Source organism: Verrucomicrobium sp. 3C (genome assembly GCF_000379365.1).
GTDB lineage: Bacteria > Verrucomicrobiota > Verrucomicrobiia > Methylacidiphilales > Methylacidiphilaceae > Methylacidimicrobium.
In genome coordinates this window covers 4,524-19,200 of record NZ_KB901875.1, presented here as the reverse complement: position 1 = coordinate 19,200, position 14,677 = coordinate 4,524, and the positions used below count along the sequence as shown (strand labels likewise).

Below are 14,677 nucleotides of genomic sequence, written 5' to 3'. Positions count from 1 at the left end.
GGAGGATAAATGAGACGTATCGTGACGCCCTACTGCTCAAGGGGCAATGTCGGCAAATCGACCGAGGCCGCCCTGCGGGGCGCCTGGATGGATAACCTAGGCATTCGATGGAAGGGATTCGACCTTTCGCCGGATCGGCGAACGTTTGTCGCGGCGTCGAGCGCCGTGGAGGCCGTCCACATCCGGCTCGACGAAGAGCCGCAAGGGGAACTGTTGCGGGTGCTCGCCCGGATCCTGCGCGACCAGGATGCGGCCGTCTTCGCGCTGGACCCAATGGTGAACATGGCCCCGCTTCTCGAGGAGACCCTGCTGAGCAAGGAGTTTCTCGAGGAAGCGGCAGAGGCTGGAATGAGGATCACGCTGTTGCTCTTTCCCATGGACGACCAGGAGATCATGGCGGAAATCGACGGGGCGGTGCAGCGTCTGGGAGAAGCCGTCGACTACGCGGTGATCCGGAACCGGCACGCGGCTTCGAAGCACCAGATGCTCGAAGGATCGGAGCTGGAGCGCGACCTCGAGCGGCTGCGAGCCCCCACGATCCTCCTCGGAAAGCTCCTCACCGACACCAAGAACATCATGGCTGCGGTTGCCGAGGAGTGGCGCGAGAACGGAGGAAACGGCGTCTTCTCCTACGCGGACGCCATCGCTTCTTCCCAGATGCCGCGCATGCATAAGTATCTCATGAACGACTGGATGAGGAGGGTATGGAGGCAGTACCAGGAGCGGTCCGACGTCTTCCTTCCGGAGGCCGTCCAGCCGGATCCGGGAGAAATCGCACGTCAGGAGCCTGCGGCGAGACGGAGATCGTTTAATCTTTCGAACATGAGGTAACCCATGATCAACGGGAAACGCGAACAATCGAGAATTCCGGAGTCCGAGGACATATCGCCCGCTCAATTTTGGCAGGAGGCGATCAACCTTATGCCAGAAAAATACAGGAAACTCGCGCAAAAGACCTACGAGAAGCTCGACTCGGAAGACGCGCGCGACACGATAGGCGAGTGGCTCGTGCTAATGCACGCGCATGCCGCATGGGTCAACAGGCGCCTCCAGGAATCCGACCTACACGCCGAGGAAATTGCGATCGCCGCAGCCAAGAGGTTGCCCAAGGAAGCGCTCGATACGCTGGCGGCCGTCAAGGCGGGCAAGCTTTCGGAGCAGATGGAGCGTGCGACCGAGAATGCCGGCAAGTCGGCGAAGCAGATTTTCACCTACTGCCGGATCGCGGAGGACGCCTTGCGCAAGAACAAGGAACTCCTCGAGAATGCGCTCGCCGATGCAAGCCGTCTCTGGCGCTGGTGCTTGCTTCTGGCCGGGCTCGTAATCGGTATGCTCCCATCAGCTGTAGAAACCCTGGTTGTGGCCATTCAGCATTTCCGCCAATGAAACTACGGTGAACTGCTGTATGCGCCATCTCGCTTCCCGTTCCGTCGGTTGCGCTGTTTCGGCCACAAGTGGAGGCGGAGGCGAGTCGTCTTCGTTTAAGCGGCGGAAGATTACGACGAGGAACAGCGCTAAGGGGTGCGATAGCCCCGACGATCCGTTCCCCATGAGCGGACCAATCTCGCCCGAGGAGGGATAGAGCCGGGAGCGGCAACTGAGGGGTGGCTCGGCATATCGAGGGAACCACGGCGTCCTTCCTCTGGCCGCGCCCCATTTGCTCGATCGATACGACCCGTCCGCCGAAGCACGGGCTTACCGGCAAAAGCGCCTGCTGGTAGCCATTTGCGACGGCTCGGTCAGCTTCTGCATATTCTCGTCGTGCAAGACGATAACTTGTATTCGGTCGAAGCCTTTCATCTGGAGTTTCTCCGCCATCTAGCCAAGTCACTTCTTCCCTGACGCTAGGAGGTGAGGGGAGGCTGTAACCTTCGCTTCTTTTTTATCAGCGCGCGGTTTTCGGAGGACATCGAAAGCGATGCGGATACTTCGATCCGGAAAGAGACCTTGGAGGCAAAGGTACGGAAGATTCTTTCATCGCCTTCCTTCGTGCTGGCGCTGGCCGTCCACCGAATGCGTATTCTTTCGATTTCCGCGCCCGATGAGGACGGGGCGTCACAGAACTGGAAGATCGCTCTGCGGAAGGGACGGTCCGTTCTCCGCACCGGGATCGAGTTTCTCAGGACGGGGAGCGAGCCAGGAGCGGTCGCCGAGACGGTGGCTCCGTAGATTGTCGTGACGCCCAACATTCCTCCCCTGGTCGTATCCCATTACATCATCGATACAGCGATCGAACAGAATATCCGGGCGCTGGCCCGAAGGAGCCAGCCGCAGGCCAGGGACGTGTTCGATCTCGACTTCCTTCTGATAAAGCGGGGAAGGCCGCTGGAGGCGTCCTCGGAATGGACGGCGGCGGCCAAGCAAAACTTGTCCTCGATCCGCTACTCGGACTTTGCAGCGAATGTGCTGTCGTTTCTGGATTCGAGTGCCCGGCCCGGATTTTCCTCCGAGACGGCATGGGAACGGATGCGGAAACACGTGGAGGAGGGATTGTCGCCGGAGGGACGATGAACGCAATTCGGGTGTACGCCAAGTTGTCCTCCCTGCGTTGGCCGCTCTTCTCGACGCGGGATGCGGCGGCGATCTGCGGGATGACGATCAAGGCCGCAAGCAAGGCGCTATCTCGTTTCGCCGCAGAGGGCCTTCTTACGAGAATGGTCCGTGGTTTCTGGGTGGTGATTCCAGACCGGCTTAGCGACCTGAGCTTGGCCGAGCCGTTGATCGGCATGCCTTCCTATGTGTCTCTTCTGTCGGCTCTTTCGTTCCACGGGATGATTACCCAAGTGCCTCAAGATGTCTATTCGATGACGGTCGGGAGAAGCCGCAAGATCGATACCCCAGAAGGAGTTTACGCATTCCATCACTGCGAGCCCGACTGGTTCTTCGGCTTCGATCTTCCCACCGAAAACCCCTGGCTCAAGATCGCGACTCCGGAGAAAGCGCTTCTGGACGTATTCTACCTGCGGCGCTTCACCCGTAGATTGGAATTCTCCGCCTTGCCCGAGGTGGATCTGCCGAAAGGTTTCTCCTGGAATCGCCTGCGTTCCTGGGCGAAGCGGAAGGGGCTTCTGGCCCACGTCGACGACTTTGAAAGAAAGCAAGCAGCCAGCGAGGGCTGTCTAGGCCATTGCCTTTAGCCAAGTGAACCGGCATCGCCGGCTCCATGGAGCGATCGTAGGTTTTCCGGCTGGTTAAAGATTGGGAAAAAGCGTTCCCAGCACGTTGACCGGGAAGGCCAACCTGATCGGTCCTTTCGGAGTTTTGCTACGCAGGAAGCCGGCAGTCTCCAAACAGCGGACCACGGCTTGCGCGGTCCTCGGTGAGACGCCGAGAATCCTGCTGGCTTCGCCCCGGCGTATTTCCCCGCGCAGGAGGACGTCGCGCAGGAGGATGGAGCTGCGTTTTGGCATCTCGCGGGTCTCCTCCCGCAGGCGAGCATAAGCCAAGAGGCGTGTTTCCAATCGTTCCGAGTCGATCAATGAGGCCATGAATGCTGTCTGGTCTGTAGCAGTATCCAGCATGAAGCGGCAGAGTTCGGAGAGCCGCTGCTCTGAAAGCGCGCCTCGGCCGTCCGCATCGTGGAGCCTGGGAGAATCGGCGGCGGAGAGAGCCGCCTTGCATTGGGCATTGCGTCTGGCCACTCCCCGGCAAAGCGTCCACATCCCCACGCCATCCAGGCCGGATTTCCGGAGCCAAGCTTCGGTAAAAAGGCGGATCACGCGGCCGTTGCCATCTCCAAGAGGGTGGATCCAGGCCAGCCGATGGTGGGCGGCCGCCATCGCAACGAGCGATCTTGGAGACCCGTCCACCAATGGGCCGAACCGTTCGCGGAATAGGGTCAGAAAATCCGAAAGCTCCTCGGGCCTTGGGGGCGTGTGCGTGCCGATCCTGACATTGAAATTGCGCACTTTCCCTTCCGGGACCGGATGAAGCCTTCCGCGCAGGTCGCTTACCTTTCGCAGCGTTTCCGGAAGACGCGCGTAGAACTCTCCATGGATCCAGCAAAGGAATTCGGGCGAGCAGACGTCCTGGGACGGCATGGAAAGCAGCTTTTGCTCCATGAGCTTCTGCGTTTCCAAATGAGCCAGGTGCATCAGCTGCATGTCCCTCCGCTCCGGGGCGTCTGGCATCTGAAAAGCGTCCTGCGAGAGCGGCTAGAGCGTCCTCCGGGATGGTGCGGTAGCCCTCGATCAGATTGGAGTAGTAGCCATTCATGGCCCGAGCGATCTTTGCGATCTCCTGCGCGGCCGGCGGACGCAGAGGCGCGGCAAGCTTCGCGCTTCCCGCCATCAGGCGTGCGGCAGCAGCTTGAAGGGAACCGTCCCGGTCGTCGGGCAGCAATGGCTCGATGGCATGCACAATGCCAATCTTCCGCCGAAAGTGGTCGGTACGCTTTCTGAAAAGCTTCCCGCCTATGCCGAGGAATTTGAAAGCAACGAAGCGGCCGGCAATGAGTGCCTCGGCCAAGACTTAGCGCGACAAGTCCGAGCCTTTCCTCTGGATTGCCAGGGTCTGCCGGATCTTCGGCATCTCCAGGGCGAATCCGGGCAGCAGCGGAGTCGTGAGGGTGTCGTCGAAGCTGCGGATCGCAACCGGTTCCGCCGCGTTCTCGGCGAACCGCAAGATCCGAACCGTTTGCTGGTGTCGATCGAAGATCCAGTACTCCCGCACGCCCGCCTCGCGGTAGATCTCCACCTTGTCCACGAGGTCGATTCGGCTGGTGGATGGAGAGAGGATTTCCACCACCAAGGCCGGGATCACGTCCTTCTGGACGTTCGCCTCGACATTTGCACGTGCCAGCTGGTCGTTCGGGATGTAGCAGAGATCCGGGACTACGCCTTCGCGGTCGGCGTCCGTGATTCCAGGAAAGCAGAAGGCGATGTTGTTCATCATGATGCCAGACGGGTGGTCATCGAGATAATCATCGATTCTGCGCCAGACCTCATAGACCATCCGGCTGTTGCCGAAGCTTTCTTCCGTCATGACGAGATTCCCGTGGATGAGCTCCCAATGCTCGCCTTCGGGAGTGGCAAGCCAATCCTTAACCGTGTAGGGGCCTAGAGTCGTCGTGGGCATGGGGAGTTCTCCTTACCTCGCTTTCGACGATACGCCGGCCCCTGGAGCGGGGCAAGTTCTGGCTTGCGCCGAGGGCGTCGTCCGGAAACGGCAATCACTCGTCAGCCGGCCGGCTTGTTTTCCCGCCCCAGCCGGATTTACCGTTCGGACGTGAGCGCTCCCATGCACTCCGCCGACGGCATCCCCGCTCTTCGCGAGCAGCCGGAGTGGGAGAGGGGTGTTGAACGTATTCCTGGCCGATTCCGGCGGGACGGAGGAGATCCGAAGCAGACTCTTGAGATCCGGTTGCGCGTTGAAGCGGAAGACCGAAAGCGGCTGCGATGGCAGCAGCCGCCCCCGCGAGTGCGAGAACGCTGTCACGCAAGCGAGAGCCCCGGAGAGCCGGATCTCTATTCCCGAGGACCTCGGACCTTCGCCAGGTAGGATCAGGCAGATCGGGCGGGCGAGAAATTTCGGTGCTAACAAGATGAGTACCGTTTCAGGGCATATCGAGATCACCACCGGAGTGGCGCTAGGCAAGCCCCGGATCGCCGGACACCGGATCACCGTTCAGAATGTGGTCATCTGGCACGAACGGCTGGGACTGACCGCCGACGAGATCGCTACCGAGTATGGTCTGTCCCTGGCCGACGTGTACGCAGCGCTTACCTACTACTACGACCACCGTGACGAGATCGATCAGTCGATCCGAGCGGATGAAGCGTTCGCCGCCGAGATGCGCGACCACACTCAGTCGATCCTAAAAGCGAAGCTCGGCGGCTGAGTCGATCCAGTTCTACCTCGATGAGCACTTGCCGCGAACCGGTAGCGGATAGGGTTGCGCCGACGCGGGGCGGAGACTCTCCGAACCCAGGAAGCTGGAATGCTGGGAGCGAAGGACGAGCAACATCTAGCCTTCGCGCTGAGCGAGGGACGAGTCTTTGTGACACAGGATGCGGACTTCCTGCGCTTGCATGCTGCCGGCCAGCCGCACGCCGGAATCGTCTACGTTCCACACGGGACGCCAATTGGTACGATGATCCGGGGACTGATGCTCATCCAATTCGTGCTGAATCCTGAGGACATGAGGAACCGCGTGGAGTTCCTATGAGCGCCCTCTGACGCCTGACCAGGAAACTGCTGTCAAGCAACTGGGCAGAGGAGTCTTTCTGGCTGTCGGAATCTCTTGCGCGATCGGCAAGGACGACGTGAAAGGGGCGAGCGGTCGATCGGCGATTCTGACGAGGGCCATGGGGGAAATCCAAGGCAGAGGCGCATTCCCGTCTTGCCCGTGGTGATCGGAGGACACCATTGGCCGGGATGCGAGGGAAGCGGCTGAAGAACGCCGGGTCTGGACCGTGACCAGAAGGGCGCGGGAAACCGCTCCGGGAGCCGATTCAGCCGTCGAGGCGTTGAACCGCGGTCTGCTTCTGCTCCCCATTTCCCGCAGGCGGGTTGCTGGGACCGAACGGGAAGGGTACGGTAGCCCGGATGGCCGATGAGTGGGACGAGAATAGCGTCGAGGAAACGCTGCAGTCGTCTTTCGCGTCGCGAATCGAATGGAGAGGCCTGTCGTTATTTCTTCCGTTGAGAGGGGGGAGCCGTTGGCACACCCTTGACCGGCATCAGTTGCGGGAAATGCTCCAGTCGACCGGCGACCCGCTCGCGCTTTCCGAACAAGACGAGAAGCTGCTGGTCCGGACGGACGCTCTGGCGGTCGCGAAAGAGAAGGAGACTGTGGAAACGAGCTGCATCGCGATGATGGTCCGCGAGAATATCCGCGCGGAGAACGTGCAGCGGGCGGCCAGGCGGCGTGATCTCTTCCGGCTGGTGCTAGAAACCGCCGTCCGCTTGGGCGATGCTCCGGTATTGCGCTGGGTCGACGGGCCGCCCAAGGAAAGCCTCGCTCTCATCGTCGGCCGGCGGATCGATGAGAGAGCAAGGAAGGAAGCCGAGCGAAACCATGTCTTGGTGGATCTCGTTCATTTGGATCACGATCAGGATTTGCCGCCGCTGCTGCGGACCATCCTTCGGGCGCGGCTGCTTCTGGCGTATGCCGATTCCGGTCCCGAGGCGGCGAGGCGGTTGGAGGGACGAATCGAGGGGGCGCTGCAGGAGATCCGGGAAATTTGCCGGGATGAACGCTTCGTGCTCAACTGCGTTCCCCACATGGCCTTCGAGGAGTATCCGGCCGCAGTTGTCGAGGCTGCGGCAGAAGCCGAAAGGACCGGTGTGCGGATGGCCCCCGGAGACGTGCCCGAACTCTGCCCGTGGAGCGCCGGGGAGGTCCTCGACTGCCGGGAGCGGGTGCCGAGGAGCGAACTGGAATCGAGACGAGGCCCGATGCGCGAGCAAGGTCTCTCTTGGCTGGAGCTGGGCGGGAAGGACGATGCCCTGTGGCGGTTCGCTTGGTAGGAAGATTGCCGAAGGAGGTATCCTATACCGCAAGAGCATGGAGACTGCGTTGCGCATGGCCGATAAGGCCTTTCGTGGACGATACAGAGTTGCTTTTTGGCGCTTCCCGGACAGCTTTGTGGCCACGGAGAAAAACCTGCCGGTGTTTCTCCGCGTGCTGCGGGAATGGGGAGGGCGCGATACATGGTTTTTGGCTGCAGAAATTGAAAGGGAGGCCGGACTGGATGCCCATCGCCGAATTTCGGAAGGAAATCTTCGCTCTGCTCAAGGCGCATGGGAGCCCGGAAAGTTATGCCGCCCAGCCGGCAGTCTCTCCGCGCTCGCAGGGCACGGCGGGATTCTCGGAGGATAGCGATCTCCTCCAGCGCGCAGAGGCGGCCGTCGAGGACGCATTCCGCCAAGATTGCTCCGCTCTCGATTCGGCCGGATACGATCTCGAGGTCATGTCCGATCAGCCGTCGCTCAAGCGGGTCAAGGTCCGAAAAGGAGCCGACAGCATCAGGATGGAATGGGCGCGGGACTCGGCGATCCGCTACTTTCCGTTCCAGGAGGATTAGGAGCTCGGTTGGGCGCTCTCGATGCCGGATCTGGCGGTCAACAAGGCGCTCACGATGGCGGGCCAAGGACAGCCGGCGGATGTGGTCGAGATGATCTTCTTCCACAAGACTTTCCTCCCTCTCGCCGCCATCGTCTGGGCTGCGAACGGGAAAGATCCGCCGTTGGCCCCGTATCTGATGCTCGACCTGATGAGAAGGCACCCCCGGATGGGAGCGCCGGAGCTGGCTCCCTACTTTCCGGTTGGAAACGTGGACATGCCGAAGATCAAGATGGAGTTCCTCGGCATCCTCGACGAGGTCAAAGAGTTGGTCCACCGGTTTCCTCCGGAGGATCTCGGCTGCCTCTACCTCGAGCCGGGATCGCGCAAGCCGGTGATGCCCGACTTGTCGCGGATCGGCGATTACATCCGGTGTCAACCTGCCGTCGGCGGCGCGTGGCCGGCCATAAGCTCCGCTCCCCTGCTTTTTCGGCAACCCCCCGCGGTCGTGCGCTCATTCCTCTCCCAATACCGGAAGCCGTCGGAACGGCTGGAACCGGATCGCGCTTGGGATCTCGCCCGATAACCCGCCCGGCTAATTCCGGGAGGTGGACTTGGACGAGGAGCTGGTCCCGGACGGCCGCCCGGCGAATTGCTTTAGGAAATCGTCGAGGGTCTCCCATTCCTTTCGTCCCTCCTCCTTGGGGGTCTTGTCCGTCTCCCCCTTCGCCTTCCGGCCGACGATCCGGCGCCAGGTCCAGGCCGCCTCGCTCCGCAGCGCCAGCGCAAGCTCGTGGGCCTTTTGAACGGCCCAGATCACCGTGTGCGCGAGGTAGACGATCCCGGCGAATCCGGCCAGCAGCACGACCGCCAGCTCGGCGACATGGACCAGGTCGACGAGGACGTTCGTGAAGGATACCGGATCGCGGAAGCCGCCGACGACCGAGCGCAGCAGCCCGATGTAGCTGTCCACGATCCAGGAAACCAAGTGTTCGATCCAATATTGCTTCATTACGTTTAAACTACTTCGCGGTATGCGCCGATCGTCCGGAACCCGAGACGGAAGAGGCTCCCGGCGGACGGGCTTCGCCTCTTCAGGAACGGGTGCCGCGCCCTCGGGCGGCAGGTGGACGGCAGGAGCGTCCCAGCCGGCCGGATGCTCCAAGGGGAGGAGCGCGGAGGGAAGACGCCGGTCGTGGCGGCCCCACCGCCGCTCCTACGGGCTGGTGCCGCCGCAATCCGCCACGGCGGGCTAGCGGCCCGCCATCCCGTCGTAATAATCCGTCCACTCCTTGAGGAACCGGATCACGTCCTTCCGCAGGAAGCGGACCGAGCGCCGCGTGGGCCGGAAAGCCCTGAGGAGCCCCTTCGCCATCCAGTTGTCGATCGTTCCGATCGAGACGCGTAGGATTTCCGCAAGCATCCGCTTGGTCATCACGGCCGGGAACTCTTCGATTTCCAACGGAGATTCATCTTTGTCCTTTGTCGTTTTCATGGAGTTCTTATGCGCCGATTGGCACAGGAAAGGGAAACGACGCGCAACTTCTGGGCGGTCGAAGGAATCTATAGCTATGACCAGATATAAACTGGCATCTGAATTCAGCGTAAAACCCAGTTAATCCCATATAAACCCATAAAAACCCACTTAAAGGTTCACGGAGCTGTTTTTCTTTGCCCGAAAGTGCGTCTAGCGGGTTTGAGGAAAGAGGGCGAATCCCAGAGGGAATCGGCTGATTTAGGTGGCTGCCGCGCTAGGACTCGAACCTAGAACACCCAGATCCAGAGTCTGGTGTGCTACCAATTGCACCACGCGGCAGTGAGGCTGATCTTGGAAGTTGTAGGCGAAAACCGTCCGCGTGGCAAGAGCGGGAGAGGCGTTCAGCCTGCATATCTCACAAAGTTCCTACCCGCCGCGCGGCAAATGGGCCTGCCTGCAAGACGGAGTGCCGGTTTTCCCCCGGAGTGGTAGGACGAGACATGCTGCGACGAGGGAAGACTAAGTCCTAACGAAGCAGCCGGGTCGATTTCGCAAGCCGCAGGAGAAGGCTTGTGAAACATGCAGGCTAGCTGTCAGGGTTCGCATGATTACATTCTAGAAAATCGGCGTCCATTGCGGATCGGGCGCGCGGTGCTTCGGGAGGTTGAGCAAGCTGGAAAGCCGAGGGAAAGGTACGAGAATCCCCCTGCAGAAGAATGCGACGACTACGCCGGCGATTCTGGCGGGCAACGGGCCACGCTTACGAGTTGGCGGCGGCGTTTCGCGTGACTCGGGAGACGATTCGTCGGTGGCGGAAGGGTAGTGTCCGCTTTTTTGTGTGCGGGTCGATTTTCCGCTTTGTTGTCTAACAGTAAAGAGAGTTGTTCGCACGCCGTCAACTCGGACCGGCGAGACCGCTTCTCCAAAGCGGGCTCTAGCCGGGCCGGTTGTGAATAACCCGCTCGCGGGTTATTCAAGGCGTGGGAAGCAACTCTCCACTTTTTCATGGCTTTTAGGCCGCTCCCGCCAGGAAGAATCGCTCCCCGAACTGGATGGCAAATTGCCTGGCCGCCAGGTTCCAGGCCGGCGCGGGATGTTTCCATTTCTTGGTGACGTTCCGTAAGACCAGGAAAATCAATTTGGTCGCCGCTTCATCATTGGGAAAGTGTCCTCTGGTCTTGAGGACCTTCCGCAACTGCATGTGCAGGCTCTCGATGGCATTGGTCGTGTAGATCATCTTTCGGATCTCCTGCGAGAAGGCGAAGAACGGAATAACTTCTTCCCAGACTCTTCGCCACATCTGGACGATGGTCGGGAGTTTCTTCCCCCACTCGCCGGCGGCGAACTCTTCGAGTCGCTTGGCGGCGACTTCAGCGGTTTCCGCACTGTAGATGCGCTTGAGTTCCCCTGCCACCGACCGGCGCTCCTTCCAGTTGCACAAGGAGAGCGAATTGCGGATCAGATGCACGATGCAGGTCTGAATCTGCGCCTGGGGGAAAACGGCCGTGATCGCGTCCGGAAACCCCTTGAGCCCGTCGACGACCGCGATCAAGATGTCCTCCGTCCCGCGATGCTTGAGTTCGTTCATCACCGCTAACCAGAACTTGGCTCCTTCGGTTTGCTGGATCCAAAGACCCAGCACATCCTTGGTGCCGTCGCGCCGGAGTCCCAAGGCCAGATAGGCGAGTGGCGCGGGGCATTCCAGCCCCGCGCTCTCCCAGAACCGGACGTGAACCTCTCGATTCATCCGGCTCCCATCATCCAGCCACAGGCTTCAGAGTCCAATGGGCGAAAAGGCTCGGTTTGCGGCGCTTGAGCGATCGCAGCCATGCCCATTGCTTCATTGTATGACCTCTCAACCGTTTGTATTTACGTTGCAGCCACCGCACGAGGAACGCGTCTATCGTGCGGAGCTCGTCGCGAAGCTGTGACGGATAAAACTGCCCGTAGTATTTGACCCATCCGATCAGAACAGGGCAAACCCACTTCGCGATGGTGTCTAAGTCCAGATCACTGCGCCAATGCAATCGCCAGGTGCGCACACGTCGCCGCATCTTGACGGCAGCTTTCCTGCTGACCGCCGGCATGAAGCTGATGAAGTGCTCACCTCGACGGTTGATCGCTAATCTCGGCCTGAATGTAAACCCGAGAAAATCGAACGCCCGTTCAGGGTAGACTCCCTTACGATTTGCGTCGGCGCAATAGATGATCTTGGTCTTATCCGGATGCAATCGCAACCGGCACTCCGCCAACCGCGTTTCAAGCGCCAGACGCAGCTCTTGCGCTTCTGCTTCGCTTCGACAACGGCAGATCACGTCATCCGCGTAACGTTCGAACTGCACGTCCGGATATTCCCGGCGCATCCAGAGATCGAACGCGTAGTGAAGGAAAAGATTCGCCAAGATTGGGCTGACAACAGCCCCTTGTGGCGTTCCCTTTTCCCGATGGACCAATTGTCCATCAGGCCTGCAAACCGGCGCCCTCAGCCAACGCTCGAGGTAGAGGAGCACCCATTTGCAGTCCGTGTGTCGCCGCACTGCCCGCATCAAGAGTTCCCAATCGATGTCATCGAAAAAGCTCTTGATGTCGAGATCGAGCACCCAGTCATAGTCCCAGCATCTCCGCCGGGCCATGCTCAGTGCATCGTACGCCGATTTATTCGGCCGATATCCATAGGAGTCCTTATCGAACTTCGGCTCCAGGATCGGTTCCAAAAACCGCTTGACGACCATCTGGGCGATTCGGTCGGTGACCGTTGGAATGCCCAACGGCCGAGTCTCTCCAGCATCGCCTTTTGGTATGTCAACGCGGCGCACGGGAGGCGGGAAGTAGCTGCCGGAACTCATCCGATTCCAGACCCGATAAAGATTATTTTTCAAATCCTTTTCAAAGTCCTCGATCGATTGTCCATCGACTCCTGCCGCGCCTTTGTTGGCCTTTACCTGCTTGTACGCTTCCCACACATCGCGCTTCGTTATACAAAATGGCTTGGCTTCAGTCATGCGAGTCCTCCCCTTGCGGGTTGCCCACACTTTGAAGCCGGATGACGACGCCCCTTCGGTCCAGTCCCATTACAAGACCTTCAACCCTCTTACGGGCATCTCCGCCCCTGTGTCCCGCATCGATACTCTGACCCTTATGGCGGCTGGCCACTTGGGCTTCTCTCTTGGCATCGGGACGACAGGTTCCTGCGTTCCTTATCAGAGCCAGACTCATGCTCACGCCGCCTTCATGCCGGACGCCGGTTGGGCAATAAACAGGCGCTTCCCAACCCTTGCTCGCAGGATAGCAGTCTTGATCCTGGTTTCGACGTCGATCTTGAACATTACGACACGTCCTCAGCGGTTCACTCACGTTCGTCTTCATGAGCCATACCTGACGGGGTAATCCCCGCCTTTTCCAGCAACGCTCACCACGAGAGCTCTTTACCCTCGCAGCTTGTGGTGGTTTGAAGACTGCCCCTGCAGGCCGTCTTCGGAGGACCTTCCTCCATCTCCGATAAAGCTAACCTGCTCCACTGCGAAGTCAGGTTCCACAGCACACGACCGCCTTATTTCTGACCGCTCCCTCATCCCGGATCTTGACCCGCAAGGCATCGAAGAACACCACCGGATACATCCTCGCCAGCGGCCGGCTCTGCCACTCGAGCACATCGTCCATCACCGAATCGGTCACCGTGCTGATCAGATCAGCAGAAACCTCCACCTTGTACTGCTCTTCCAAAAACCCCTGGATCTCCCGCACCGTCATCCCTTGGGCATACATGGCGATGATCTTGGAATCAAAGCCCCCAAACCGCCGTTGCCCCTTGCGGACAAACTGGGGCTCGAAGTCCCCGGCTTGATCACGCGGCACCTCGATTTCCAGGCACCCATCCTCGCTCACCAAGGTCTTTCTGCTGGTCCCGTTGCGATGGTTCTCCCGCCTCTGGCCCGCTCCGATCTTGGACGCCTGGCCCTTCTCGTAACCCAGATAGTGGGTCATCTCCGCTCCAAGCACCCGCTCGTAAAGCCGCTTGGTCAGCTGCTCCATGATTCCTCCCGGACCGACCAGATCTTTTCGGCTTCCGGTAGTCCTTCATCAGCTCTTCAATGATCGCCGCACTGATCCCAGGCTTCTTGGCCTCTCGGCCCTGCGCTTCCTGCTCGTTGTTCGTGGTCACTTCCCTTTCCCTTTCCATTTTCATCTCCTTCTACTTCGGTTGTGACCCACACACAAATTGTCGGACAGGCTCGGTCGGAAGCGGGATAACGCCCGCGGAAGCCAGCCACACGCCGCATCATCTTCCGACGACACTCAATGCGGGACAGGAAGATCTGGCGATCGAGTTGCGCACGCAGCTCCGGCTACCGCTGGACGATCTGGTGGACGTCATCCGCGAATTTATCAAACCCTCCCCAACCCGCTCGGCCTTGGGCCGGCTCCTGCGGGCGCCCTCGGCCACTCCCGGCTGCCTTCAACCGGAAAAACCGGCCAATCCCACTCAACCCTTTCCAGTTTACCTGCCGGGCTATTTTTCTGTGGACGTCAAATACCTGCCCCAGATGGCCGACGAGACTTTTTGCCGTTATGTCTTCGTCGCCAAGGACCCCCGAGCCACCCGTTAGTCTTCCTGGCGGTCAAGCGTGCGAAGACCCCGGAGGCCGCCCGCAGCTTCCTCCACGCGCTGGCCAAAGCGGCACCCGTCAAAATCCAAACCATCCTCACCGATAACGGCAAGGAGTTCACCGATCGGGTCTTCGGCCAAGAACCCAAGGATGCCACCGGTTCCCATGAGTTCGATGCGCTCTGCCAAGCATTGGGAATCGAGCGCCGCCTGACCAAGCCGAAGTCGCCTCGCCCCGATGGCATGGTGGAGCGCTTCAACGGAAGACTGGCGCAGATCCTCCGTACTCATCACTTCCAAAGCTCCCTCGACCTGAAAACCACGCTCGACCGCTACGCCTGGCTCTACAAACGAACACCACCCTCAAAACATGGCAACAATCCCATCCGCAGCTCTTCCAAAAAACAATACGCATGCATCCGGGACCTGAGAGCTAGTACATCGCGTCATAATTACGTGACATAACAGTGCAGACTAGTACATCGCTTCATAATTACGTGACATAACAGTGCAGACTAGGTATTATGGCTTTCATTATGGGAGCCATTTTAACTGCATTACCGATTCGTGAAGAGCAGAGAGAAGTGTT

Annotated in this window: 19 protein-coding genes, 1 tRNA gene and 2 pseudogenes; 13 read left to right on the top strand and 9 right to left on the bottom strand. The window is 59.9% G+C overall.

Translation table 11 applies throughout. From position 1 onward, the window contains the following. The first annotated feature begins 9 nt into the window (after positions 1–9). From A37A_RS0100150 to A37A_RS0100125, 5 genes are all read left to right on the top strand, one after another. Entirely contained in the window at positions 10–831 is an 822-nt protein-coding gene (locus tag A37A_RS0100150) for a hypothetical protein (protein ID WP_018289528.1), read from the top strand. Between the two features lie 3 nt (positions 832–834). After that, positions 835–1,386, top strand: coding sequence for a hypothetical protein (locus A37A_RS0100145; protein WP_018289527.1), 552 nt, complete (start codon positions 835–837; stop codon positions 1,384–1,386). Positions 1,387–1,947: 561 nt separating this feature from the next. Beyond that, positions 1,948–2,169, top strand: a complete 222-nt coding sequence (locus A37A_RS0100135; protein WP_155996362.1) for a hypothetical protein — start codon at positions 1,948–1,950, stop codon at positions 2,167–2,169. A gap of 6 nt (positions 2,170–2,175) precedes the next feature. After that, complete coding sequence (locus tag A37A_RS0100130) at positions 2,176–2,511, top strand: hypothetical protein (protein ID WP_018289524.1); 336 nt, start codon at positions 2,176–2,178, stop codon at positions 2,509–2,511. Continuing rightward, a complete protein-coding gene (locus A37A_RS0100125) occupies positions 2,508–3,137 on the top strand; it encodes a type IV toxin-antitoxin system AbiEi family antitoxin domain-containing protein (RefSeq protein ID WP_018289523.1) in 630 nt (209 codons plus the stop codon). The genes A37A_RS0100130 and A37A_RS0100125 overlap by 4 nt, the downstream gene beginning before the upstream one ends. Positions 3,138–3,191: 54 nt before the next feature. On the opposite strand, the gene A37A_RS14740 is transcribed toward A37A_RS0100125, so the two are convergent. The 3 genes from A37A_RS14740 to A37A_RS20920 all read right to left on the bottom strand — a co-directional run bounded on the left by A37A_RS14740 (position 3,192) and on the right by A37A_RS20920 (position 5,436). After that, positions 3,192–4,103 carry a Fic family protein gene (locus tag A37A_RS14740; protein WP_018289522.1) on the bottom strand — a complete coding sequence of 304 codons (912 nt, stop codon included), beginning with the start codon at positions 4,101–4,103 and terminating at the stop codon, positions 3,192–3,194. 367 nt (positions 4,104–4,470) lie between these two features. Continuing rightward, complete coding sequence (locus A37A_RS0100115) at positions 4,471–5,076, bottom strand: Uma2 family endonuclease (RefSeq protein WP_018289521.1); 606 nt, start codon at positions 5,074–5,076, stop codon at positions 4,471–4,473. 12 nt (positions 5,077–5,088) lie between these two features. Then, a complete protein-coding gene (locus A37A_RS20920; protein WP_155996360.1) occupies positions 5,089–5,436 on the bottom strand; it encodes a hypothetical protein in 348 nt (115 codons plus the stop codon). 106 nt (positions 5,437–5,542) lie between these two features. On the opposite strand from A37A_RS20920, the gene A37A_RS0100105 reads away from it, so the two are divergent. The 5 genes from A37A_RS0100105 (at position 5,543) to A37A_RS0100085 (ending at position 8,591) form a co-directional block, all read left to right on the top strand. Then, entirely contained in the window at positions 5,543–5,839 is a 297-nt protein-coding gene (locus tag A37A_RS0100105) for a DUF433 domain-containing protein (protein ID WP_018289519.1), read from the top strand. A gap of 99 nt (positions 5,840–5,938) precedes the next feature. Further along, on the top strand, positions 5,939–6,166 hold the full coding sequence (locus tag A37A_RS0100100; RefSeq protein WP_018289518.1) for a DUF5615 family PIN-like protein: 228 nt from the start codon (positions 5,939–5,941) through the stop codon (positions 6,164–6,166). A gap of 380 nt (positions 6,167–6,546) precedes the next feature. Then, entirely contained in the window at positions 6,547–7,470 is a 924-nt protein-coding gene (locus A37A_RS0100095; RefSeq protein WP_018289517.1) for a hypothetical protein, read from the top strand. 224 nt (positions 7,471–7,694) lie between these two features. Further along, entirely contained in the window at positions 7,695–8,027 is a 333-nt protein-coding gene (locus A37A_RS0100090) for a hypothetical protein (RefSeq protein ID WP_018289516.1), read from the top strand. A 21-nt stretch (positions 8,028–8,048) separates the two neighbouring features. Further along, positions 8,049–8,591, top strand: a complete 543-nt coding sequence (locus tag A37A_RS0100085; RefSeq protein ID WP_018289515.1) for a hypothetical protein — start codon at positions 8,049–8,051, stop codon at positions 8,589–8,591. A 9-nt stretch (positions 8,592–8,600) separates the two neighbouring features. Here A37A_RS0100085 and A37A_RS0100080 read toward each other — a convergent pair whose 3' ends face one another. The 3 genes from A37A_RS0100080 to A37A_RS0100070 form a co-directional block, all read right to left on the bottom strand. Further along, the gene (locus tag A37A_RS0100080; protein ID WP_018289514.1) at positions 8,601–9,017 is read right to left on the bottom strand and encodes a hypothetical protein; all 417 of its coding nucleotides are present in this window, start codon (positions 9,015–9,017) and stop codon (positions 8,601–8,603) included. 240 nt (positions 9,018–9,257) lie between these two features. Next, entirely contained in the window at positions 9,258–9,500 is a 243-nt protein-coding gene (locus A37A_RS0100075) for a helix-turn-helix domain-containing protein (protein ID WP_018289513.1), read from the bottom strand. Between the two features lie 245 nt (positions 9,501–9,745). After that, positions 9,746–9,821: transfer RNA gene (locus A37A_RS0100070), tRNA-Gln, on the bottom strand. 377 nt (positions 9,822–10,198) lie between these two features. Here A37A_RS0100070 and A37A_RS20330 point away from each other — a divergent pair. Next, positions 10,199–10,351, top strand: a complete 153-nt coding sequence (locus tag A37A_RS20330; RefSeq protein WP_196799596.1) for a hypothetical protein — start codon at positions 10,199–10,201, stop codon at positions 10,349–10,351. Between the two features lie 143 nt (positions 10,352–10,494). Here the strand turns inward: A37A_RS20330 and A37A_RS14735 are convergent. The 3 genes and pseudogenes from A37A_RS14735 to A37A_RS14730 form a co-directional block, all read right to left on the bottom strand. Continuing rightward, a pseudogene (locus A37A_RS14735) lies at positions 10,495–11,163 on the bottom strand (IS256 family transposase); the annotation flags it as partial. Positions 11,164–11,239: 76 nt separating this feature from the next. Further along, a complete protein-coding gene (ltrA, locus tag A37A_RS0100055) occupies positions 11,240–12,484 on the bottom strand; it encodes a group II intron reverse transcriptase/maturase (protein WP_040887543.1) in 1,245 nt (414 codons plus the stop codon). A gap of 541 nt (positions 12,485–13,025) precedes the next feature. Then, positions 13,026–13,499 (bottom strand): annotated as a pseudogene (locus A37A_RS14730) (transposase); the annotation flags it as partial. 101 nt (positions 13,500–13,600) lie between these two features. On the opposite strand from A37A_RS14730, the gene A37A_RS20915 reads away from it, so the two are divergent. Continuing rightward, positions 13,601–14,089, top strand: a complete 489-nt coding sequence (locus A37A_RS20915) for a hypothetical protein (protein ID WP_231363697.1) — start codon at positions 13,601–13,603, stop codon at positions 14,087–14,089. Next, the gene (locus tag A37A_RS20910) at positions 14,044–14,553 is read left to right on the top strand and encodes a hypothetical protein (protein WP_231363696.1); all 510 of its coding nucleotides are present in this window, start codon (positions 14,044–14,046) and stop codon (positions 14,551–14,553) included. Before A37A_RS20915 ends, A37A_RS20910 begins: the two co-directional genes overlap by 46 nt. Positions 14,554–14,677 lie beyond the last annotated feature (124 nt).